The organism is Streptomyces sp. NPDC001889 (genome assembly GCF_053594535.1).
This window is the reverse complement of record NZ_JBSFER010000026.1, coordinates 80,987-104,319: the sequence shown is the minus strand read 5'-3', so window position 1 is coordinate 104,319 and position 23,333 is coordinate 80,987. Positions and strand designations below refer to the sequence as shown.

Below are 23,333 nucleotides of genomic sequence, written 5' to 3'. Positions count from 1 at the left end.
ACTTAGACGGCTAAGTGAATTAGGAACAGGGGAACTCCTCATGGCCGAAGCAGTGTTCCGCTGGTGCTACCGGCATCGCTGGAAGGCGGTCGTGGCCTGGACCCTGATCGTCGTCGGACTCTCCACCGCGGTCTCCACCGCCTCGTACAGCCGGGAGTTCGAGACCCCGGGCGAGTCCCAGCGGGCCCTGGACCTGCTCGACAGCCGCTTTCCCCGAGGGGAGTCCACCGAGGGCATCGACCTCGTCCTGCGCGCCGCGAACGGGGTGCGCGAACCCGCCGTGCGGAACAAGGTCACCGCGCTGCTGAAGCGGGCCGAACGGCTCCCCCATGTCGCGGGGACCGTCAGCCCCTACGGCGCCGACGGAGCCGACCGGATATCCGACGACGGCAGGACGGCCTTCGCCACCCTCCGTCTGGACGTCGGCGGCTTCGACGTGCCCGACTCGCTCGTCGACGACGTCAAAGAACTGGCGGCCGGGGCCGGTTCGGAGGGGCTGCGGATCGAGGCGGGCGGCCAGGCCGTCCGCAACGCGGAGTCCAACAGCGGCGGACAGGCCGAACTGATCGGGTTCGCCGCGGCCGCCCTCATCCTGCTCATCGTCTTCGGCTCCGTGGTCGCCGCCGGGCTGCCGCTGCTCACCGCGGTCGTGGCCCTGGGCGCGGGCATGGGCGGGATCGCCCTGCTGACCGCGGTGACCGACATCCCCGAGTTCGCGCCCCAGCTCGCCGCCATGGTCGGGATCGGCGTCGGAATCGACTACGCGCTCTTCATCATCACCCGCTACCGCGAGGCGCGGACCCGGGGCCTGGCCGGCGAGGAGGCGGTGCTGGACGCGATGAACACGGCCGGCCGCGCCGTCCTGGTGGCGGGCACCACCGTGGTGCTCTCCCTCCTCGGCGTGCTCATCATCGGCGACCGGGCGCTGCGCGGGCTCGGCATCGCCGCCTCCGTCGCCGTGCTCTTCACGATGCTCGCCTCCGTGACCCTGCTGCCCGCGCTGCTCGCCCTGCTCGGCCCCCGGATCGACGCCCTTCCGCTGCTGCGGGGGCGCCGCGCCCGGGCCGCCGAGGCCGCGGCCCGCGGTCAGGGCTGGACCTTCCGCTGGGTGCGCGGGGTGCAGCGGCGCCCAGTGCTCTGGGGCATCGTCTCGACGGCCGCTCTGGTGGTGCTGGCCATGCCCGCGTTCTCGCTGCGGCTCGGCAGCGCCGACGCCGGGAACATGCCGGAGAGCACCTCCAGCCGCCAGGCCCACGAACTGCTCGCCGAGGGCTTCGGGCCCGGTTTCAACGGGCCGCTGCTGATTGTCGCCGACCTCCGCGGCCTGCCCGCGGCCGAGCGCGCCCCGGTGCTCGGCGCCCTGCGCGAGAGGGTGGCAGGCGACGGGGGCGTCGCGGGGGTGAGCGCTCCGCGCCTCAACGAGGCGGGGGACACCGCCGTCCTCACCGTCCGCGCCACCACCGGCCCACAGGAGCGGGCCACCGAGTCCCTGGTGGAACGCATCCGCGAGGAGGCCGTCCCGGCGGCCGGGGACGGCGTGCGGGCCCATGTCGGCGGCCGGGTGGCCGGCGAGATGGACAGCGCCCGCCAGATCGGCGACCGGCTCGCGCTGCTGATCGCCCTGGTCATCGCCCTGGCCCTGGTCCTGCTGCTGCTCGCGTTCCGCAGCCTGCTGCTGCCGGTCAAGGCGGCGCTGATGAATCTGCTCGTCATCGCCGCCTCGTACGGGACAGTGGTCGCCGTCTTCCAGTGGGGCTGGGGCGCGGGTCTGATCGGGCTCCCGGGCGGTGCTCCCGTCGAATCGGTCATGCCCCTGCTGATGTTCGCCATCGCCTTCGGCCTCTCCATGGACTACGAGGTGTTTCTGCTCTCCCGGGTGCGCGAGCACTGGCTGCGGACCGGCGACAACAGCGAGGCGGTCGCCCAGGGGGTCGGTGCGACGGCCCGGGTGGTCACCGCGGCGGGCGTCATCATGCTGGCGGTCTTCGGCTCGTTCATGCTCGGTGAGGACCGGCTGATCAAGCTGTTCGGCTTCGCGCTGGCGGTGCCGATCCTGCTGGACATCCTGGTCGTCCGGCTGGTGCTGGTGCCCGCCACGATGGAGCTGCTGGGGCGGGCGAACTGGTATCTGCCTCCGGTACTCGACCGGGTGCTCCCCCGCTTCGATGTGGAGGCACCCGGAGTGCCCGGCGGCCCACCCGGCGCGGCCGGCGCACCCGGAACAGCGGTTCACACCGGTGGCGAGCGGGCCGGTGACCCGGTCCGGCCCGCGCCCGCCGCCGCTTCCGAGGAGGGGCGATGAGCCCCCGCACGGCGGCCGCCCCCGCCGTCCGGGTCACCGGACTGCGCAAGCGGTACGGGCGGACCGAGGCGCTCCGGGGCATCGATCTGGTGGTGGAGCGCGGCTCGGTGGCCGGTGTCCTGGGACCCAACGGCGCCGGGAAGACCACCCTGGTCCGCGTCCTCGCCACCCTGGTGCGCCCCGACGCGGGCACCGCCGAGGTCTTCGGCCACGATGTGGTGCGCAGACCGCACGAGGTGCGCCGGCGGATCGGTCTCACCGGCCAGTTCGCCGCCGTGGACGAACTGCTCACCGGGGCGGAGAACCTGACGCTGATCGGCCGTCTCGCCGGGATGGGGCACCAGCGGGCCCGGCGGCGGGCGGACGACCTGCTGGACCGTTTCGACCTGAGCGGGGCCGGGGGCCGTACCGCACAGGGGTACTCCGGCGGGATGCGCCGGAGGCTGGACCTGGCGGCGTGCCTGATGACCGCGCCGCCGCTGGTCGTCCTGGACGAGCCCACCACGGGTCTGGACCCGCGCAGCCGGCTGGGCCTGTGGGAAGTGATCGAGGAACTGGCGGCACGAGGGTCCACGGTGCTGCTGACAACGCAGTATCTGGAGGAGGTGGACCGCTTGGCGCGGCAGGTCGTCCTGGTGGACGCGGGCGAGGTGGCCGCGAGCGGCAGCCCGGAGCAGCTCAAGGACCGCCTCGGCGCGCCCCGGCTCGTCCTGACGCTGGGCCCGCCGGGAGCGGCCGGGCTCGGCGGCCGGCTGCGGATCGCGGCGCGGGTGCTGGCCCGGTACGGCGACGGCGACGGCGGGGTCCGTGTGGACGAGACGCTCGGCGAGGTCTCCGGGCGGGTGCCGGCCGGGGCGCGGGTGATGCCCGCCGTCGTGCGCGAACTCGACGAGGCCGGGGTCGTACCGGACGACATGGTGATCAGGCGCGCCACGCTGGACGATGTCTTTCTGGCGCTCACCGGCCAGGGGCCGGCCACCCCGGGGCCGGAGCCCGCCCGGGCCCCGGCGGTCCGGGGCGGTGGCCGATGAGCGCCGTCGCGGCGGTCACCGAGGCGCAGCCGCTGCCCGGTTCGGAGAACGGTGCGCGGCGGCTGGTACGGGACGGGCTGCTGGTCGCCCAGCGCAATCTGCGCCATGTGCTCAGAGTCCCGGAGTTGCTGATCCAGGCCACCGTCCAGCCCGTCATGTTCGTCCTGCTCTTCGCCATCGTCTTCGGCGGCTCGATCCAGCTGCCGGGCGGGGGGAGCTACCGCGCCTATCTGCTGGCCGGGATCTTCACCCAGATCGTGGCGTTCGGCTCCGCGAACACCGCGATGGGCATCGCCGAGGATCTGAGCCGGGGCATTGTGGACCGCTTCCGCTCGCTGCCGATGGCCCGCTCGGCACTGCTGCTGGGACGGGCGGTCAGCCATCTGGCGATGAACGCCTTGGCGCTGCTGGTTCTCGCGCTCTCCGGTCTGGTCGTGGGGTGGAGGGCCGAGCAGGGGGTGGGGCGCACCCTCGCGGCCTTCGGGGTGCTGCTCTTCTTCGGGTTCGCGATGAGCTGGGTGGGCGCGCTGACCGGCATCTGGCTGCGGCGGCCGGAGGTGGTGCAGTCGGTGACGATGACCTGGCTCTTTCCGCTCACCTTTCTCTCCAACGCCTTCGTGCCCACGCAGGGGATGCCGTCGTGGCTGCGCCCGGTGGCCGAGTGGAACCCGGTGAGCGCCACCGCGGCGGCCTGCCGGGAGCTGTTCGGGAACCCCAACCCGTTCGCGCGGGAGGGGGTGTTCCCCGCCGAGCATCCGGTGCTGACCTCGCTGCTCTGGTCCGCGCTGGTGGTGTCGGTGGCCGCGCCGCTGGCGGTGCGCCGCTACCGCCGCACGGCCGGGTAGCGGGGTGTGACGGCCGGACCGGACGGCGGCGGGCCGGAGCCCGTGCGAGGCGCTCCGGCCCGCCGCCGCTCCCGTGGGGGTCGCCACCGGGCTCAGGAGCGCTGCCCGGCGAGTGCCTCGCGGGTCCTGAGCCACTCCTCGAAGGTGAGCAGGCCGGGGTGGATTCCGCGCAGCGCGGTGATATCGGCGAGATACCCCTCCTCGTCGCACCAGCGGAACATCCTGCCCTCGGCGCCCATCATCCTCAGCATCAGCGCCGGCATCGGCAGGACGCGGGGCCGGCGGCCCTCGCTGGACTCCACGGCCGCGATGATCCGCTCCACGGTCAGTTCGTCACCGGCGAGTTCCAGTTCGGTGCCGAGGAATCGGTCCGGGTCGGCGAGGACGCGGGCGGCGAACTCACCGATGTCAGAGACCGCGATCAACTGGAGCGGGCGCCCGGAGCGCAGCGCCGTCGCCCATACCCCGAGCGTCACCGCCCGCATGCGCGGCAGGCCGAACATGTCCATGAAGGCGGTGGGCCGCAGCACGGTGAACGGCAGCGGAAGTTCCCGGACGCGCTGTTCGATCCGCCATTTGGTGTCGACGTGCGGGATGCCGCGGGCCCGTTCCGCGCCGCCGACCGAGGAGTACACGAAGTGCCGCACACCGGCCGCCGCGGCGGCCTCCGCCAGAGTGATGCCCTGGGTGACCTCACCCTCGGCCCTGGCCGTACGGAAGTTCTGGACGCTGAAGACTCCGTACGCCCCCCGGACCGCGCGGTCCATGGCGCCCCGGTCGGCCAGGTCTCCGCCGACGATCTCCGCCCCGCGCGCCGCGAGCCGGCGCGCCGCCGCCCCGTCGGGGCTCCGGGTCAGGGCCCGCACCCGCCAGGCCGCGGGCTCCCGGAGCAACGCGTCGACGACCGCGCCGCCCTGGTTGCCGGTCGCTCCCGCGACCAGGACCACCTGAGGGCCGGTGCCCTGCTGCTGTGGACCGGTCATGACCCCACCCTTCTATGTAGACGTCTAAGTATTTTGAGATTAGCACGCCCTCCCATGAACAGCCTTGGTTTGGAAGGGGGTTGGGCCGCCGGTTCGGCCACCGGCCGAGCCGCCCCCGCGCGGTCAGCCCTGCGGCCGGTCCGCCGCCTTCAGATTGGCCCGCATCCGCTCCACGACCCGGTGCAGCCCCTCACGTTCCGCCGCGCTCGTCCCCGCACCCATCAGGGCGTCCAGCTCTCGCCAGTACCCCTCGACGGCCTCCTGCGCGGCCCGCCCCCGATCGGTGAGATACACCCGCGACACCCGCCCGTCGCGGTCGTCCCTGCGCCGCTGGAGCAGCCCCGAGCGCTCCATCCGGTTGAGCATCTTGGAGACGGTGGGCGGCTCCACCTGGAGCCGGTCGGTGAGCTGGGACTGTGTCAGACCGTCCTCCTCCCAGAGCTTGGAGAGGAAGACGTCCTGCCCGGCGTAGAGCCCCAGCGAGGCGAGCTTGGCCGACATCAACCCGCGGTGCTCCTTGAGAAGCAGCGCGAACAGCCAGGCGCTGGTGGTCTGGATACCGGCGCTTCCCCCGGCGGGCGCCCCGGGGGGCTCGGTCTCAGTGCTCATGGGAGCCCAATGTAGCCGCCGCCGGCCGGGACCTCCTCTCCCGGGAGGGAAGGTGCCGCGGCCCCTCCCCCGGGGCCGGCGAGAGCGGGGACACCCACACCCCGGGGTCGCCCGGCGGCCCGTGGAGACCGATACCGGCCGGGGCCATCCGGTCGTACTCGGCGAGGACCAGATCCCTGGTGCGGTACGTCCCGTGGCGAGCGATCTCGTTGTTCCTGAGGCCGCCCGTCCCGGTCCTGAAGGTCTCCAGGATGTACTCCACGTCGGGTCGGCCGATCCCGTACAGATGAAAGAAGTACGCGTCCAGCTCGGCCCGTATCCGCGCACGGCGCTCGTCGTCCCACCGGAAGGGCGCGCCGGAGTCGCCGAGATCGCGGGCGAGTGGGGTCATGTCGTATGCGGTGTGGACGAGTTCGAGGACACGGGGGACGAGGAAGGGGAGGTGGGGGGTGAGGGACTCGGGGGCGGGGACGGGGAGCTGCTTCCAGATGAAGAGCTTCATATGGGCGTCACTGATCTTCTGGCGGCTCACGAAGTCGAAGACCATCGAACTCTGTGCGGCGATCAGCGCCGCCGTGAGGGCGGGTGAGACGCGGGGCAGCATCAGAGGGAAGGTGTGGCCGACGGCCGCGAGCGGGAGGAAGGCGGGGATGGCGGTGCGCTCATCCGTCGTACGGCACACATCGCGCCAGCCGCAGAGCCACTCCCGCTCCCAGCGCAGGGCCGCCAGCCGCTGGGCGACGCCCGGTGCATGGCCCTCCTTGCCTTTCCTCTCCACGGGAACAGCCCCGCGCTCAGCGATCCAGTAGCGCGGTACGGCCGTCGCCGAGGGGGACTGCCTCTCCGCCGGGGTCAGGCTGCGCCGGTCCTCGTTCCCGGTGCCGTGGTAGGCGTTCCAGCGATGGTCGAAGAGGTGGGCCATCTTGCCCTCGTACAGCGGGAGCATGCGCTCCTCGCCCCGGGTGAAGATGTTGCCGCGCAGCTCCCAGCCATCGGCCTCAAGATCTTCCCTACGGCGGAAAACATCGGAATCATCCGTCATGTCGAACAGCCGCTTGAAGGAGATTGACCATCGGTTTCCCCTCCGTTCGCGCTCGTCCCACAGCACCGGAACCAGCATATAGATCGAGGCTGTGAGATTCGCGTCACGGCGAGTCCGGAAGACCGGCAGAGTTCCGGTGTTGGGATTGATAAGAGAAATCTCCTGCGGCCCCAGAGAGAATACCTTATCCACCTCCTCAAGATCCGCTGGAGCCGAGAGGAAGAACGAATAACTCGCAGCGTCCTGCCTCACATTCCGGCCAGTAAGAGAAAGCAGGCAGAATTTGTAGCTGGAGTGCACTCCCGGGAAGAGAGGCTTACGGTTCTCGAAGTCGTACAGCAGCGAAATCCCGCCGCGCCCACTGAGCGAGCCGAACAGGTGCTGCGCCCCCGCACCCGTGGCGATCGCCGTCGGGATGATGCACCCCACCCTCCCCTCGGGCGCCACCATGGACACAAACCGCTCCGTGAAGAGCTGATCGGTCTGGAGCGCATTCACCCCTTTGACGGTCAGCCCCTTCGCACACAGCGGAAACACCCCCGACCCGCTCACGAACAGAAACGTCGACTTCACCCGCCGGCGCTCCGCGCGATACCGCTCCCCCGCCTCCGGATTGTCCGCCGCCCACTCGGCGATCCGTTTGCGCCGAGCCGTGCCCGGGATCGCGGCGATCGAGGGTTCGACGACGCTGAAGTACTTCTTGTCCTCGAAATCGACCTTGTCCCAGGGCGGATTGCCGACCACGCAGGAGAAACCACCCGCCCACCCGGTCTCCGGGTCGACGTCATCGGGGGTGTCCGCGCTGTCGGGCACCCGGAAAATCTCGGGGAACTCCAGGTGCCAGTGGAAGAAGCGGTACTCCCGGCTCAGCCTTCTGATCTCGTCATGGGTGGCCCCGGGGACATCCGGACTCCCGAGGGACCGGAGGACATCGTGGGTGACCGGCGGCGGCGCGTCCCTCCTCTTGTGCCAGACGAAGGACGCGCACCAGGCGTCCGCGAGGTGCAGGGCGTCCTCGCAGACGGGGGACTTCCGCCAGGCCCGGTACTCCTCGGCCTGGCGGCGGACCTGGTGGAGCTGGTCGGAGGGGGCCGCCAGGATGCGGCGCGGGACCTCGGCGAGGGCGGTGTTGGAGACCCTCACCTCCGTGAGCGGCATCCGGATGGCGGTCTGGCCCTTGCGCTCCTTGTCGTTCCGGTCCGCCCAGGAGGCCGCGCAGGCGGCATCGTCCCCCTCCACCGCCTTGAAGGCCCTGTTGGGGATGGAGTCCCGTAATCGCGCCGGTGTCGCGCCGATGAGCCCGTTCCCCACCTTGATGTGCGCGTCCAGAAAACCCATCGGCTTGCCCGGTTCCAGGGCCTCCAGCCACAGCGCGAACTTGGCGACGTCCACGGCCATGGGATTGAGGTCGACTCCGTAGACACAGCGGGCGATGACCTCGTGCAGGGCGTGTTCGACCGCGACAGGGGTCGGTTCGGGGTTCCCCTCGCGGACGGCGGCGACCTGTTTGGCGATGCGGCGGGCCGCGGCCACCAGGAAGTGGCCGGAGCCGCAGGCCGGGTCGCAGACGGTGAGGGAGAGCAGCGCGGCGTCGGGCGGCCCGTCGGTCCGGTCGCGCGCGGCGGCGATGACCGGTTCCAGGGTGGAGTCGAGCAGGGTGTCGATGAGGGAGCGGGGCGTGTAGAAGGAGCCGGTCCGCTTGCGGTCGTTGCCGAGACGGTTGACCAGTTCGAAGGTGCCGTCCACCGCGCTGTGCTGGGGGACCAGCTCCAGCAGCGACTCATAGATGGAGCCGAGTTCCTCGGAACCCATGTTGCGGTAGTCGACCACGCGCCAGCGGCCGGCGGCGGTGTCCCGCACCCGGGAGAGGCTGCGCACGGCGCCGAGCAGATACTCGTTCGCGAGGGCGAGGCCGTGCAGGGGCCGGTCGGCCGGGGTGTCGTCGAAGATGCCGCCGATCCCCGGCAGGCCCAGTTCGGGGCGGCCGTCGACATCGGCGAGGGCGTCGAGCACGATCCGCAGGGCCTGGTAGAGGTCGGAGTCCGCGGTTCCCCGGTGGCGGGTGGCGTGGCGCCGCAGCCGGTCGGTGGAGAAGTAGCGGGCGTACCGCCGCCGGAACCTGCCGGGAGTCCCCGGTGGGTGGAGGGCGCCGCGGTCCTCGGTGACGAAGAGGAAGATCAGGCGGTAGACAAGACGCAGCAGTGCGTCGTGGAAGGCGTGGGTGTCCAGGTCCTGGCGGAGAGCGTGGTTGTCGGGGTGGCGGAGGAACCCGGTGCCGAGGGTGGTGATGGCCTGCTGGACTCCGTCGCGGTAGTGCTCCAGTGCGCGGGTGCCGGTCTCGATGGCTTCGGCGCGCCATTTCTCCAGCCAGCAGGACGACAGCGCGGAGGGGTCCCGGACATCGAGGCGGGAGACGTGCAGCAGTCGGTAGAGGAGGACGAATTCGCTGAACAGCTCGCCGTCGAAGATGGCTTCGAGATCGAATTCGATGAAGGAGGCGGTGGCCAGCGCGCTGGAGTCGCGCAGGAGCCGCAGTCGGCGGCCATTGGTGAGGAGGGCCCACAGATGGTTTCCGGTGCGGTTGAGGCACTCCTGCACGAGCGAGTGCGGCGGGACCGTTCCGGCGCCGCCGGGCCGCTTGTCGAGATGGGTGTTCCACGGTGTCATATGGACGGGGACGTGGTTCCAGTGGTGACTGACGGGAAAGTGTTTGAGGCCGTCGTCCGACGGAATTCCCGGTGTGGCGACGGCGGGCAGCCGGCCGTAGCCGAGTTCCGCGAAGAGCGGGTCGAGCCATTTCGCGAGGGCGACCCCGGTGGGGTCGGGCGGAGTGGCTGTTTCCGGAGCGGCGGGCAGGTTGTTGCGCAGTTCGCCCCAGACGGACTTCAGATACTCCCAGTGGCGCTCCGCCTCCGCACGGACCGAGCCCACGACGACCTGGTAGTCGGCGGGCGCCGAGCCGCTGACTCCCTTCTCCTCGGAGATCCGGACCAGCATGTCGTGGGGGATGAGACCGCCTGTCGCGTGGACGGCGGTGAGGACCCGGGTGCGCGGGGCCGCCGGCATCAGGCCGCCTCCTCGGTGGTCATCGGCAGATAGACATAGGCCCCGAGGATGTCGGCGGGTTTCTGGGCCTGTACGCGCAGTCCGCGGACGATGTCCTCGGTGGCGAACCGGACACGGCGGTGGGAGGCGGCGAGTTCGTCGGTGAGCTGTGCTCCATGGCGCTCCAGGTGCGGGTGGAGGCCGGGCAGCCCGGCGAGCAGCCGGGTCATGGTGCGTTCGGCGAAGTGGGGGTGGGTGTTCTCGGTCGCCCGGGCGTCGAGGAGGGACACGGCGGTCTCCTGGGGCAGCCAGCGCGCCTTCTGCGGCGCGCCCTCGAAGGCGAGGAGCCGGACGTCCTCGGCGACCAGTTGTTTCCGGCCGGTGCGGGACGGCAGGGTGAGGTGGAAGCGGTAGCGCACCAGCAGCAGGGTGGTACGGGTGGTCACGGCTGTCGTGGTGACGACCCCGCAGCGGCGGGCCGGCCGGGGGCCCACCGCCCTGGGGTCGAGTGCGGCGTTGAGAACGTACCCCGCGAGGGCGCCGACGACGGGGTCGGTACGGACCAGGGCCGCTTCCCCGCGCGCGACGGCGGAGGTCGCCCGGAAGGAGATCCGGCCGCCCGGCTCGACGGAGTCCCCGCCGGCGACGGAGGCGAGGGCGTCCCGGAGTCCCGGCGGGGAACCGCTGATGTCGGCGGTGAAGTCGCCGTCGCCGGAGTGGGCACCGGGGCCGCGGAGCACCGCGCCGAGGGCGGCGAGCGCGTTGCGGGTGAACCCGTGGATCTCCCCCGCGCGGCCGAGGGCGGACCGGATCGCGGCGACCTCGCGGGCCACGTCCTCGGGGTGGATGGAGCGCTGGGCGAACCGGGAGCGGGAGGTCTGCTCACGCTGGGCGGCGGAGTTCCAGTCCGCTTCGAGCCGGGCGGCGCGGGTGGTGACGGTGTCGAGGGCGTCGGTGTCGAACAGCCCCTCCTGCTGCCCGTGCCGGCCGCGGATGAGCAGCCATTCGACGATGGCGTCGGTGACCCCGGAGGACTTCTCGTCCGGTACGGAGACGGAAATGCCGAGGTCCTTGCGGATCTGCCGGTGCTTCTTGATGAGGACTTCGAGGACCTTGCCGTCGATGCCGTTGTCACTGCCGTAGAGGGTGACGACCCGGACCTGGTCGCGTTTCTGTCCGTAGCGGTCGACCCGTCCCTCGCGCTGGTCGTGGCGGGTGGGGTTCCAAGCGAGGTCGTAGTGGATCACCGCGTCGAAATGATGCTGGAGATTGACCCCTTCGGAGAGACAGTCGGTGGCCACGAGCACTCTTCGGGCCGCGGGGCCGTCGCCCGCCTCGTGCGCGATGTCCTCGACGCGGGCGAGGCGCTGCTGGGGGGAGAGTGTGCCGGTGACGGCCTTGACGACGGTGTGCTTGCCGAGGCGGCTCGCCAGGGCCTCCGCCACGTACTCGGCCGTGGGGATGTACCGGCAGAAGACGATGGGGTGGTAGCCGTCGGCGAGGAGGGCGCGTACGTGGGTGATGAGCGCGGCGAGTTTCCGGTCGGTCGCCGGGCCTTCGAGTTCGGTCGCGCGCCGGGCGAGTTCGGTGAGGGTCTCGGACGGACCGTCCCCGAGAGTCTCCTCCCCGGTCAGTGCGCCGGGGGCGACATCGAGCCCTTCGAGAGTGTCGCTCTCGCTGGAGTCCCGGATCAGCGGCGCCCCGAATCGGTCGGCTTCCTCGGCCGTGGCGGCGGCGGCCGTGGCGGAGCGGGTACGGAGGGTCTGGGCGGCGGCGCGGGGTGAGGAGACCAGGGTGCGCAGCAGGGCGATCGCGGACCACCAAGCGACCCGGGACCGCTGTCCGCCCTGGCGGCCCGCTTCGGTGACCCGTTCGCTCGCGTAGGCGATGGCGTCCTCCAGGAGGGTGCGGTACGCCGGGGAGAGGGCGTAGGTCTCGTCCTTGAACCGGCGGTCGGAGGGGAAGGCGGTCGTCTCGGCGAGCCGGTCGTCGGCGAAGCCGTCCCCCTGGGTCAGGTACTCGCGCACATCGGCGCGTTTGCGCTGGACGAAGTGGTGGGCCAGCAGCTCCCGGCCGCGCGGTGAGGTCAGGTCGACATCGGCGAGGTCGGGCCGGATCAGGGCGAGCAGCCCGCGGAAGGCGGATTCCTGGCCACTGTGCGGGGTCGCGGTGACCAGCAGCAGATGCCGTTCGCTGTCGCGCGCGAGCCGTGTGAGCAGTTCATGGCGGAGTTGATACTGCTTGGACGCGGTTTCGCCGGCCGAGACGCAGGTGTGGGCCTCGTCGACGATCACCAGGTCGGGGCAGTGACGGACGAAGTCGTCGCGGTGGCGGGTGGACTTGATGAAGTCGGTGGAGACCACGACATGGGGGTGGGTGTCGAAGAGCGACTGGCCGAGGTCGAGTCCGCGCTCCAGCCGGGAGACCGTGGAGGAGAGGACCAGTTCGGCGTCGATGCCGAACTTGGTGCGCAGTTCGCTCTGCCACTGCTCGGCGAGGGCGGGTGAGCAGAGGACCGCCAGCCGGGTGGCCTCGCCCTGGGCCAGCAGTTCGCTCGCGATCAGACCGGCCTCGATGGTCTTGCCGATGCCGACGTCGTCGGATATCAGCATCCGTACGGTCTGCTGCCGCAGCGCCATCAGCAGGGGCACGAGCTGGTAGGCGCGCGGCTCGACGGCGATGCCGGCCAGCGAGCGGAAGGGGCCCGCGCCGGAGCGGAACCCGATGCGGAGTGCGGTGCGGAGCGTTCCGGCGGCCTGCGCGTCACCGAGGTCGGCGGCGGAGGGCGGGGCGAATTCGGCGCCTCGTACCGTCTCGAAGGCGGGGAAGACGGCGGCGATGTCGTCGTCGGACCCGCCGAGGGGGCGCAGGACCAGCATGTCGTCCTCGCTCTCGGGCAGGACGATCCACTCCCGGCCGCGCGCGGTGACCAGGGAGCCGGTGGTGTGGGTGTGCGTCATCGGATGGTTCCTCGGGTGTCGGTGCGAGGCGGGGACGGAGATCCGGGGTCGGGGAGGCGTCGGGCCGGTCGGGGTGGCGGCCGGCCCGGGGAGGGCGGTCAGCCGGCCTTGCCGGGGCCGAAGTACCGGGGGTGGCGGGCGGCTGTTCCGTCCCAGTCGCCGTCCGCCGGGAAGCGGATGATGTCCCATCCCGCGTCCTGGAGGCGTTCCTCGGCGTCCTCGTCCCGGAGCGTGCTCTCGGAGTGGTCGTGACCGGGACCGTCGACAAAGACCGCGAGTTGCACACCCGGCATCCGGTAGACGTAGTCGGGGCGGGCGTTGGCCTCGCGGATGAGGGTCCGGGTCTCGTCGGGCGGGCGGTGGCCGCGCTCGCGGAGGAAGCCCAGGAAGCCGGAGGGGTCGGGGGAGTCCGGCGAACCGTTGGTGCCGTGTCCCGTCGGGCGGGCCTCGGCGAGCGCGAGGCGCAGCAGCAGGTCACGGACACCGTGGCGGTCGACGGCGCCGTGGTTGAGCTGATTGCCGTAGGTGAGCAGGCAGTCGTAGCAGCCGCGGGCGCAGGGCCGGTCGGGGCCGCCCTCGACGGCGAGGTCGTTGCCCCGCTCGTCGAAGTGGCAGATGCGCAGGGCGGCGCGAGCGGCTCTGGCGACGGCCCCGGGCTCGGACTGGAGACGGCGGAGAACTCCCGCGCCGCCCTCGGCGGCCTCGGTGAGCAGGAAGCGGTCCCTGGGGCCGTCGTCCGGGGGCAGCAGTTCGCTGGTGAGTTCGGAGTCCTCCAGCTCGAAGGCGGTCTCGATGCCCCGTTCCAGCGCGTACATCAGGGAGAGTGCGACGGGCTCGGCCAGCGGCCGGTCGAGGGTGACGGCGAGAATGTTGCGGCTGTCCTCCACAAAGGGGATGACGCGCTTCTTGTGGCGCTTCTCGTTGCCGTCGGCGTCCACCGCGGGCATGTCACTGAGGTCACCCGACGCCTCCGACGCGTCCCGTTCGGTGAGCCAGCTGCCGTCTCCCGGATCGAGCCAGAAGCCGTCCTGCTCACTGGTCTTTGCGTGCAGCCGTCCGAGGTTGGTGATCCGCACGGTCGCCGAGTCGCCGTAGGAGAAGGTGGCGAGAGGGCCGGCCGGGTCGAAGACCCGGGCGTCCTGGCGGCCGGGGCGCTGACCGGGGCCGTAATCACGGAAGCGGTAGGAGGTGACGAGCCGGTATCCGGCCCTGCGCCGCTCCTCCTCGTCGGAGGAGATGCGCTCACGGCGCCGGGTGTAGACGGTGTGCAGTTGCAGCAGGTTGTAGGTGGTGGTCAGCGGCTGGTCGCAGATGTCGCAGAGATCGGCCCGTTCCTCGGCCTTGTGGTGGTATCCGCAGTGGGCGCAGCGCCGGGCCTCGCTCGTGGTGAGCGAGCCGTCCGTCTCGGGGGGCAGCTGGACCCGGGTCACCTCGTACCGGGCGCCCTCGTGGTAGATGAGGGCCTTGGGCCCGAACTCGCGGATGGCGAGGAAGCGAGGGCGCTGGAGGTAGTCACCGCCGTCCCCGGAGCGACGGCCCGTGGTGGGGATGTAGGCGGCGAGCGGAAGGCGGGGGAAGGAGTAGCCCGGGAGGAATCCCTCCGAGGCAAGGTACCGATAAGGGTTGAAGTCGGACAGTACGGATCTGCTGTCCGGGGTCTCGTTCTTCAGCAGCTTGAGCTGGGTCTCGGCCTCTTTCCGGCGGGCGACGGCGAAGGCACGGTCCCGTTCGGTGAGCTGATGATCGAGCACCCGCCTGTTCTGGACGTACTGATCGGTGAGGGCGACCCGGAAGAGCCCGCGCCAGCGGTCGAACGCCTCGTCGAAGCGCCGGGCCGCCGTGCGGACCGTGCGCTCGATCCAGGAATCGTCCCACCAGGTGGTGTCGGCGAACTCGGGGAAGAGCCGGCCGAGCACCTGGTGCGCGGCGGCCACGGTGCGGCTCTCCACGGCGGTGTCGCGCAGGGCGGCGGCGATGTTGTCGTGCAGTTCCAGGGCCGGCTGGGGCCGGCCCGTCCGCTCGTCGTAGCCGATGTCGACAACATCCGGAATCGAGCGCCCCAGAGCGAGTCCGGCCTCGGCGAGCCAGATGGCCTGGAGGTGGGAGACGACGAGATCCTCATTGGCGAGATCGAGACGCGGTGGTGCCACACTGCCCGCGACCATGGCGGCGGAGCTGCGGAAGTAGTACCGGTCGTGGCTGTTGCCGGTGGCGCAGTACGTGGTGACCAGAGCGGGCTGCCCGGATCGCCCGGCGCGCCCGCTGCGCTGCGCGTAATTGGCCGGGGTGGGCGGGACATTGCGCATCGCCACCGCGTTGAGTGAGGATATGTCAACGCCCAGTTCCATGGTCGGCGAACAGTAGAGCAGTCTCAGCTTCGCCTCGCTGAACTCGTCCTCCCGCCGCTCCCGTTCGAGGGGGTCGACCTGGGCCGTGTGCTCACGGGCGAAGAGACCGGCGAGCGCCGAGGCGTTCTCCCGGTAGAGATCGCGGAAGAAGGTGTTGACGCGGGGGCCGTCGCCGCTCGCGTAGGTGCGGGTCAGGGGATCGTGGGCGGCCTTGCGGCCGGAGCCGACATGCCAGGTGAGACAGGCGGCTGAGACCTGGTAGCCGGTGACGGCGGGGACTGCCCTGCGGTGGCGGTGGCCGCCGCGCTGCACCGCTCCGGACACCTTGGTGACCAGTCCGGCGGAGGCGAGGACCTCCAGCAACTGCTCGATGATCAGTTGGATGTCGTCGACATCGAGCGCGCCGAAACGGTCGCGGTCGGTCCGCCGGATGTACTTGCCGAATTTGCCGCGCGCGGAGAGGAAGAGTCCACTGCGGTCCATGCCCGGCCTGGAGGGCTGTGGGTAGGCGATGCCGACCTTGGGGCTGTCGCCCCTGGTGAGCAGCCAGGGGTCGATGAGCCGCTCCTCGCTGGCCCGCTGGAGGCTGTCGAAGTCGTCGCGGAAGCACTGCACGTCGATGGCGAGCGCACGCCGCATCTCGTCGAGGAGAACCTGTGTGATCTCCGTGCGCAGCGCGGCGTCGGCGGAGCGGAGCGCGGGGTGGGTGGCCGCCCACTGCGGTTCCTGCTCGGAGAGCCAGTTCACTCCCTCGTACCGGATCTGGAGCAGCCCGGTCTGCTCCAGATTCGGCATGGTGACGCGCCAGCCGCGCTCCAGGTCGAGATAGAGCCGGAAGGCGACGACATCGCGCAGGGTGCGGGCGGCGTTGCGCAGCAAATGCGGCGGCAGATCGTCGTGGCCGGTGTACTCCACTGGGCGGAGACCGAGGGAGCCCGTGACCTGCGAGGCCAACTCCTCGTGGGTGAGTCCCTCTTCGCCCGCTGCCGCCAGGGCCCGGTAGAGGGCTCCGCGCAATTGGGTGATCTGGACGAAGTCGTTGAAGTGGCCGGCCTGGAGGGAGGCGTCCTGCCGGTTGTCGACGAAGGTCAGGAGCTTGCGGGCCTTCTCGTTCAGCCTCTCCTCCGGCACCGCCTTGAGGGAGCGGACGATGGAGGCCGAGATGAGGGAGGTCGCCGATGACCGGCCCTCCTGATCGAGCGCGGCGAGCTTGCCGAAGTCCCTGCCCCGGGTCTGCTCATAGCTGACATTGCAGTGGGGGCAGAACAGAAAGGGGGACGGGATGTACGCGGCCCGCAGCTCGCCGCGCCCCTCGACACCGTAGGGGTCCACGGTGACGGAGCGCGGGAGCCGGTGGCGGTAGGACTTCTTGACGGTCTCCTGTCCGGTTTCGTCGGTCTCCAGCCATGAGTCGGGCAGCCGGTGCCCCTCAATGGCCTCCTCGACCGTGCCGGGCCAGGGGCGGTCGTGGTCGATGTAGAGATAGCCGTCACCGTCGCGCCCGCTGGTGGTGACGGAGCTCCGGCGGGGCTCGTAACGGCCGGCGCCCTCGTGCTCCGTGCGCCACACGGTGAGGAACTCCTGTCCGCACTCGCGGCAGAAGACCAGCGGCACCAGGATCTTGCCTCCCGACCCGGGCTGTTCGCGCTGGTAGTCGCGGGTGAGATGGCGGACCGCCTTGGCCTCGACGGTGGTGTGGACGGTGTCACCCTTGGAGAGGAACTGATGCAGACGGAAGGCGAAGAGCGGCCGGCCGGTCCGCGGGTGTCTGGCCTGGGCACCTGCTTCGAGGGTGGTCCGGATCGCCTGGGCGCAGTCGTCCTCGCGCGCTCCGCTGTGCGCGGCCAGCTCCTGTGCGGCGTCCTCGATCTTCCCGGGCTTCACTCGGACGAGCCGGCCGTTCTCGTTGGTCAGGCCGAAGCGGGACTCGATCCACCGGGCCAGCGGATCTTCGACGAGGGCGTGGTAGTCGCGCGGGGCCGGGCTCAGCAGCCGCTGGGCCGATACGGTGTCCGGACCCTGCTCGGTGGCGCGGACCAGGGTCTCCCCGATGACGTGCTCGGGGTGGATCGCGGTGCCGAAGAGTTTGGTGGCCACCCCGGCGACGACCCGCTTCTGATCGTCGGTGGTGCCTTCGGTGGACATGGTGGCCGAGGTGCCGACGCAGAGCAGGCTCTCGGCCCGGCACGCCTCACGGACCCGGCGGATCAGCAGGGCGACATCGGCGCCCTGCCTGCCCCGGTAGGTGTGCAGTTCGTCGAAGACCAGGAATTCGAGGCCCTCGGCCATGCGGATGAGGGACCGGCGGTCGTCGGGCCGGGTGAGCATCAGCTCCAGCATGACGTAGTTGGTCAGCAGGATGTCCGGCGGATCGCGGCGGATGGCCTGGCGCTGGGTCTCGTCCTCCTGGCCGGTGTAGCGGGCGAAGGTGACGGGTTCACGACCCTCTGGGTAGCCGTGTTCGAGATAGGTCTTCAGCGCTTTGAGCTGGCTGTTGGCGAGGGCGTTCATCGGATAGACGATGATCGCGCGCACCCGTTTGCGGGGCTGTGGCCCCTCGGTGTCCCGGGCGCGGAGCACCCGGTCGACGATCGGCACGATGTAGGCGAGGGACTTGCCGGAGCCGGTGCCGGTGGTGAGGACGTAGGAGTGCCGTCCGCGTGCGGCGTCGACGGCGTCGCGCTGGTGCTGATAAAGCGTCAGCGGGCGGCGATTACCCCCCCCCCCCCGCAGGGGTGGACTCGCTCGTCTGGAAGATCCTCGCGCACTCGCTGTGGAGCACTCCCCGCGCGACCAGTTCCTCCACCGATCCGGCGGCGGCGAAGGAGGCGTTCAGAGCGAGCCAGGGGTCGGGCCACTGCGCCTTGCTGTCCAGGTCCTGCTGGACATAGTCGGCGATCGCCTCGTCCCGGATGACGGTGCCGCCCTCGGTGAACGCCCGGTAGTCCGCGATGAGCTGGCGGTGGATGCCGAAGACATCCATGCCCGCGGACACCTGCTCCCCTGCCGGGCCCTTGGCCGGCACCCGGTCAGGCTTCGACGCCTGGACCGGCGCGGGGTGCCCGGCGTGGATGGGAGCCATGTCGTCCCACCTCGCCAAGGGAGTCAGGGGACCGCGCTCGGCGGCGAGTGCGTTCAGCAGATCCCGGACATCGGAGGCTTCGGCGGGACGGTCCTCGGGCCTCTTGGCGAGCAGCCGACCCAGCAGGCGGCTCAGCTCGGGGGGAATGTCCGGGCGTACCGCATCAATGGGCGCGGGGATCGTGCCCATGTGGTGGTTGGCGAGTTGGACGATGTCGTCGCTGGCCTCAATGTAGAACGGAGGGTCCCCCGACAGCATCTCGTACAGCACACAGCCCAGCGCGTAGAGGTCGACCGCGGCAGTGACCTCGCCGACCCTGAACTGTTCAGGGGCCATGTAGTGGTACGTCCCCTGCGGAAATCTGCTGGTGGAGATCGGGTCGTTGGCGGTGTCGTCGAGGAATCGTCCCAGGCCGAAGTCGAGTACCTTGACCGTGCCCTGCCGGGTGAGCATCACATTGCCCGGCTTCAGATCTCGGTGGATCACCCCCTCGGCATGGGCTTCGGCCAGCCCTGCCGCGATCTGCGCGCCGATCTCGGTCACCCAGTCGATCGGCAGCGGTTCCACGTCGAGGACGAGATCCGTGAGGGTGCATCCGTCCAGTAACTCCATGACGAGATAGGGGTGACCGCCACCCGCCTCGTCAATACCGCCCTCGATGATTCGGGGAAGATTCCGGTGGTCGAGGCGGCGCATCATCGCCGCCTCCCGGCGGAAGCGCCTCACCAGACTCGGGAAACCCATCGCGTCGACCGAGGAGCCCGCCCGGTTCTTCAGGATCGTCTTGAAGGCGACCAGGCGCGCGGGCGAGTCGACAGGCGCATGGAGATCCTCGGCCTGGCGCACCTCGCCCATCCCGCCCCGGCCGAGTGAGACCCCCAGACGGAACCGTCCTCCGATGGACTCCTGGACCACGCGCACTCCCTCCGGCAATGACGGGGCGCGGCGCCGCCGGAACCACGGCCGCCCCCGTCCGAGAGACGGCATCGTATACGCGGCCCCGGCGGCTTTCAGGGAAGTCGCGGAAGCTGGCCGAAGACGGCCGGGAGGCCGTACGGACCGGGCCCGTTCAGCCGGTTCGCGGGTCCCGCCACATCGGCCACACCGGGGGGCCGTCCGGGAGGACGAGTGGGGGCTCGTCGGTGGAGAAGCCGAGGCGGCTGTAGAGCCGGCGGCTCGATGGGCTGCTGGCCTCCAGGTAGGCGGGGCGCGAGGTGCGGTCGCAGCGGTCGAGGGCCGGGCGGAGGAGGGCGGTTCCGAGGCCTCGGCCCTGGTGGGCGGGGTCCACGGCGATCAGCCAGAGGTAGTCGTGGGCGCGCTTGGGGTGGACGCGGGCCGTCAGCCGGGCCATGGTCTCGATGCGCTCGTTTCCGGGGTCGATCGCGGCGCGCAGCTCCGCCGGACCGGTGTCGTCCTCGCTCATGCCGCCGTCCGGCACGGGCAGCCAGAGCGCCACGGCCGAGCCGTCGTCCAGGAGATCGATGCGGCCGGCGGCGAGGACGATGTCGAAGAAGGCCGCCATCAGACGGTGATGGGTCGAGCGCCGGTGCTCCTCCCCCGGGAAGATCCAGCCGCTCACCGGGTCCTGGTCGAAGCCCGCGGCCAGCAGGCCCGCGACGGCCTCCCGGTCGCCCGCCCCCGCGCTGCGGATCTCGGCAGTCATCTCCGTCACCCCTCGGTCTCCCCCGGTACGACACCCGGACGAGGCCAGCGTAGACGAGGCGTACGACAGCCCGCCGCAATCACCGCGACGGCGGCACAGGGCGCGGGTCACCGGGGTTCACGCGGTGGTCAGTCACCCCTCCGGTGTCCCCGGCGTCCGGGGGCGGCGGGGGCCGGAGGCGCCCTGGGGCGGTCCGCTCACGCCGTACGGGCCGGACCGGCCCCGACCGGGTGTCGTGACGCGCGGGACGGCCCCGGGGTCACATGGAGCCGGCGATGCTGGGCGGCGCGAAGAGATGGCGCGCGCGGTGCTCCAGCCCCAGCGCGCCGGAGCCCTCCCGGGTCCGCTGCGACAGGGACTCGTTGGTGACCCGGGACTCGTAGAACATGCAGGTGGTGCAGGCGTGGTCGTATGCCGGGAGATCTCCCGGGTGCCCGGTCGCTATGTGCTGGGCGAGACGGATCTGCGAGGCGACCGCGCTGTCCATGAAGTCGTAGTCCGCGTCCGGCTTGCCCCGGCGGTGTGCCTCGTCCAGCACTTCGAGAACGTGCTTCATCGCCTTGTACAGATCGGTGCACTTCTGACAGCCCCACATCCAGGGGGGCGGCAGCGGCCACTCGTCGGCGGAATGAGCGTCGTCATCCATGCGGTCACGGTAGCGGCTGCCACCGTCACCGATAGCTGATCCACCGCACAGTATGCGCCAACTCGGCGGCGGCGGGGGCGCCGGCCGGCCGGGGTGGCCGGCGGCGCGGGGCGGGTTCACGGGGCGGCCGGGCCGTCGAGGAGATAGGGGGCGACGGAGTCCCGGTAGGCGTCCCGGCGCGCGGCGGGGAGATCCTTCCAGCCGGTGACCCGGCCCCGGCAGAGCGGTGAGCCGCATCCGCACAGGGCGGGGAAGTGCTCGATGGAGAAGTTGCGCATCGCGTAGTCGAAGGTGATCTCGCGGCCGGCCGCGATGGCGCGGCGGGCGAAGAGATCGTGGGCGCCGGAGGCGTTGAGCCGCACCCCGCACTCGGGGTCGCAGGAGTGGTTCACCTTGGGCATCAGACCGCCGTGCCGGACAAATCGATTCCAGCCGATCTGAGAGGCATGGGAGTCGTTGCGGTCGAGCTCCGCCTCGATGACCCCGTCCAGCACCAGCTCTCCCGTGCGGAAAGTGCGGGTGGCGAACACCCCGCCTCCCTTGCCCCGCGCCTCCCGGAGTTCGGCACCCGGGCCCCGGACCGCCGCCCCCGGCACAGTGGTCACGGCGGTGTCGGAGTTCTCACGAGTCACGGGGGAGCCCTTCGATAGAACGGGCGGAGCAGGAGTGCGCGCGCAGCGGGAATCGGGGCACCGGGTGTCACCGGAGCTCTCCGCCGGACCGCGGACACCACCCACACAACAGCACTGGCCCCCCGGGCGCCAGGCCCCTGCCCTCCCGGGTATTTCCGTGCCGGGCCCGGGGGCGTCCCGCGCCGCCGCCGCGCCGGGAGGCACCCAGTGCCCGTACCCGGGCCTTCCTCCGGAGCGCACCGGGCTCCAGCGCCGGGCCCCGCACCGGGAGCGCCGGGCCCCCGCACCGGGAGCGCACCGGGCTCCCGCGCCCCGGCGTCGCGGGCGCCCCTCGGCACCCGGGGCCGGCGCGGCCCCTTCCGCCTCCCCCGCCCCCTTCCCGTATCTGACGGTTCGTCATATCGTCGTCGGGGCCCTTCATCAGAACTCCGCGCCGAGGAGCCGCCGTGGGAGAGCCCGATCCGACACCGCCGCCACCGCCGAACAAGCTCCGCGCCACCGCCCTGACCCGGGACTTCGGCCGGGGCCCGCGTGCCGTGCACGCGCTCGGCCCGCTGGATCTCTCCGTCGCGCCCGGCGAGTTCGTCTGTGTCGTCGGCCCCTCCGGCTGCGGGAAGTCCACCCTGCTGCGGATCGCGGCCGGGCTGCTGCGCCCCTCCGCGGGTGAGCTGGAGATCAGGACCGGGTCCCCGAGACCCGCCGCGATGATCTTCCAGGACTACGGCATCCACGACTGGAAGACGGTCCTCGCCAACGTCCGCTTCGGGCTGGACATCCAGCGGACGCCCCGCCGGGAGGGCGACGCCCGGGCGGCGCGGTGGCTGGCCCGGATGGGGCTCTCCGATGTCGCGGACGCCTATCCGTCCGCCCTCTCCGGCGGGATGCGCCAGCGGGTCGCCATCGCCCGCGCCCTCGCCGTGGAGCCGGAGATCCTGCTGATGGACGAGCCGTTCGGCGCCCTCGACGCCCAGTTGCGCACCATCCTCCAGGACGAGCTGCTGGAACTCACCCAGTCCACCCGCACCACCACCCTCTTCATCACCCACAGCCTGGAGGAGGCCATCGTCCTCGGGGACCGGGTGCTGGTGATGTCCGCGCGACCGGGCCGGATCATCGCCGAGCGCCGGCCGCCGTTCGACCGTCCGCGCTCGGCCGGTGTGCGCTCGGCGCCGGAGTTCACCGCGCTCAGAAGCGAGCTGTGGGAGCTGCTCCGCGGTGAGGTGCGCGCCGGGGCGGTCCCGGTATGAGTACGGCGAGCGGGAGCCCCGAGGGCACCGACGGGCATGTGCTGGTGCGGCGTCCGGGCCCGCGCGAGCTGCACCCCGTGCGCACCCACCGCAGGCGCCGGGCCCTGGAGGTGTCGCTGGCCGTCGCCGTCCCTCTCGTCCTGCTGCTGCTCTGGCAGCTCGCCGCCGGGAACGGCTGGATCGATCCCCGGGTCTATCCCGCGCCGGGCACCATCGCCGCGGACGGCTGGGAGCGCGCGGCCGAGGGCGCGCTCTGGCCGGATGCCCGGGCGACCCTGGGGCGCGTGCTCGCGGGGTACGCCGCCGGCAGCGCCGCCGGATATCTCCTCGGGCTGCTCATGGGATCGTTCTCCCTGGTCAGAGCCGCGCTCGAACCCATGCTCGACGCGCTGTACGTGGTGCCCAAGCTCGCTCTGCTGCCGGTCTTCCTCAATATGTTCGGGCTCGGCGAGGGTCCGCAGATCGCACTCGTGGCGACCACCGTCTTCTTCTTCGTCTGGATCTCCACCATGGCCGCGGTGATCGCCGTGCCCCCCGGGCACCGTGACGCAGGCCGGGTCTTCGGCGCCTCTCCCTGGCAGATGTTCCGCCATGTGCTGCTCCCCGCGTCGCTGCCGGCCGTGCTGGTCGGTGCGCGGATCGCGGCGGGGGTCGCGGTGCTGGTGATCGTCGCGTCCGAACAGATCGCGGCCACCGAGGGGCTGGGGCATCTGATCTTCGACTCCCGGGCGCTCTTCCGGAACGATGTGATGTTCGTCGGGATCGTCTGTGTCGCCCTGCTCGGTGTGGTCCTCTCCGAACTGGTGCGGCTCACCGGCCGGCTGCTCACCCCCTGGGCCCCGCGCGACCGCGGACCGGGCCGGTCGTGAACCGTCGGACTCGCGGAGGGGCGACGCGC

Annotated in this window: 14 protein-coding genes; 5 read left to right on the top strand and 9 right to left on the bottom strand. The window is 71.4% G+C overall.

The features are described from left to right. Positions 1 to 40 precede the first annotated feature (40 nt). From ACWCRA_RS28245 to ACWCRA_RS28235, 3 genes are read left to right on the top strand one after another with little or no spacing between them, the layout of a single operon-like run. Positions 41 to 2,302 carry an MMPL family transporter gene (locus ACWCRA_RS28245; protein ID WP_451068922.1) on the top strand — a complete coding sequence of 754 codons (2,262 nt, stop codon included), beginning with the start codon at positions 41 to 43 and terminating at the stop codon, positions 2,300 to 2,302. Beyond that, positions 2,299 to 3,333 carry an ATP-binding cassette domain-containing protein gene (locus ACWCRA_RS28240; protein ID WP_451068921.1) on the top strand — a complete coding sequence of 345 codons (1,035 nt, stop codon included), beginning with the start codon at positions 2,299 to 2,301 and terminating at the stop codon, positions 3,331 to 3,333. Before ACWCRA_RS28245 ends, ACWCRA_RS28240 begins: the two co-directional genes overlap by 4 nt. After that, positions 3,330 to 4,178: an ABC transporter permease gene (locus tag ACWCRA_RS28235; protein ID WP_451068920.1), complete on the top strand. Its 849-nt coding sequence runs from the start codon at positions 3,330 to 3,332 to the stop codon at positions 4,176 to 4,178. Before ACWCRA_RS28240 ends, ACWCRA_RS28235 begins: the two co-directional genes overlap by 4 nt. A 92-nt stretch (positions 4,179 to 4,270) precedes the next feature. Here the strand turns inward: ACWCRA_RS28235 and ACWCRA_RS28230 are convergent, their stop codons facing one another. The 9 genes from ACWCRA_RS28230 to ACWCRA_RS28190 form a co-directional block, all read right to left on the bottom strand. Beyond that, complete coding sequence (locus ACWCRA_RS28230) at positions 4,271 to 5,161, bottom strand: NmrA/HSCARG family protein (RefSeq protein WP_451068919.1); 891 nt, start codon at positions 5,159 to 5,161, stop codon at positions 4,271 to 4,273. A gap of 123 nt (positions 5,162 to 5,284) precedes the next feature. After that, positions 5,285 to 5,770 (bottom strand): MarR family winged helix-turn-helix transcriptional regulator, encoded by a 486-nt coding sequence (locus ACWCRA_RS28225; protein WP_451068918.1) that lies wholly within the window; start codon positions 5,768 to 5,770, stop codon positions 5,285 to 5,287. Beyond that, positions 5,760 to 9,878: an Eco57I restriction-modification methylase domain-containing protein gene (locus tag ACWCRA_RS28220; RefSeq protein WP_451068917.1), complete on the bottom strand. Its 4,119-nt coding sequence runs from the start codon at positions 9,876 to 9,878 to the stop codon at positions 5,760 to 5,762. The genes ACWCRA_RS28225 and ACWCRA_RS28220 overlap by 11 nt, the downstream gene beginning before the upstream one ends. After that, a complete protein-coding gene (locus ACWCRA_RS28215; protein WP_451068916.1) occupies positions 9,878 to 12,817 on the bottom strand; it encodes a helicase-related protein in 2,940 nt (979 codons plus the stop codon). The genes ACWCRA_RS28220 and ACWCRA_RS28215 overlap by 1 nt, the downstream gene beginning before the upstream one ends. A 98-nt stretch (positions 12,818 to 12,915) precedes the next feature. Further along, positions 12,916 to 17,868, bottom strand: a complete 4,953-nt coding sequence (locus ACWCRA_RS28210; RefSeq protein WP_451068946.1) for a DEAD/DEAH box helicase — start codon at positions 17,866 to 17,868, stop codon at positions 12,916 to 12,918. Positions 17,869 to 17,878: 10 nt separating this feature from the next. After that, entirely contained in the window at positions 17,879 to 19,162 is a 1,284-nt protein-coding gene (locus tag ACWCRA_RS28205) for a serine/threonine-protein kinase (RefSeq protein ID WP_451068915.1), read from the bottom strand. Positions 19,163 to 19,316: 154 nt separating this feature from the next. Then, the gene (locus ACWCRA_RS28200) at positions 19,317 to 19,910 is read right to left on the bottom strand and encodes a GNAT family N-acetyltransferase (RefSeq protein WP_451068945.1); all 594 of its coding nucleotides are present in this window, start codon (positions 19,908 to 19,910) and stop codon (positions 19,317 to 19,319) included. Positions 19,911 to 20,169: 259 nt separating this feature from the next. After that, positions 20,170 to 20,556: a hypothetical protein gene (locus ACWCRA_RS28195; RefSeq protein WP_351556048.1), complete on the bottom strand. Its 387-nt coding sequence runs from the start codon at positions 20,554 to 20,556 to the stop codon at positions 20,170 to 20,172. 116 nt (positions 20,557 to 20,672) lie between these two features. Then, complete coding sequence (locus ACWCRA_RS28190; protein WP_351556046.1) at positions 20,673 to 21,188, bottom strand: SET domain-containing protein-lysine N-methyltransferase; 516 nt, start codon at positions 21,186 to 21,188, stop codon at positions 20,673 to 20,675. A 446-nt stretch (positions 21,189 to 21,634) separates the two neighbouring features. On the opposite strand from ACWCRA_RS28190, the gene ACWCRA_RS28185 reads away from it, so the two are divergent. Then, a complete protein-coding gene (locus ACWCRA_RS28185; RefSeq protein WP_451068914.1) occupies positions 21,635 to 22,435 on the top strand; it encodes an ABC transporter ATP-binding protein in 801 nt (266 codons plus the stop codon). Beyond that, a complete protein-coding gene (locus ACWCRA_RS28180; protein ID WP_451068913.1) occupies positions 22,432 to 23,304 on the top strand; it encodes an ABC transporter permease in 873 nt (290 codons plus the stop codon). The genes ACWCRA_RS28185 and ACWCRA_RS28180 overlap by 4 nt, the downstream gene beginning before the upstream one ends. Positions 23,305 to 23,333 lie beyond the last annotated feature (29 nt).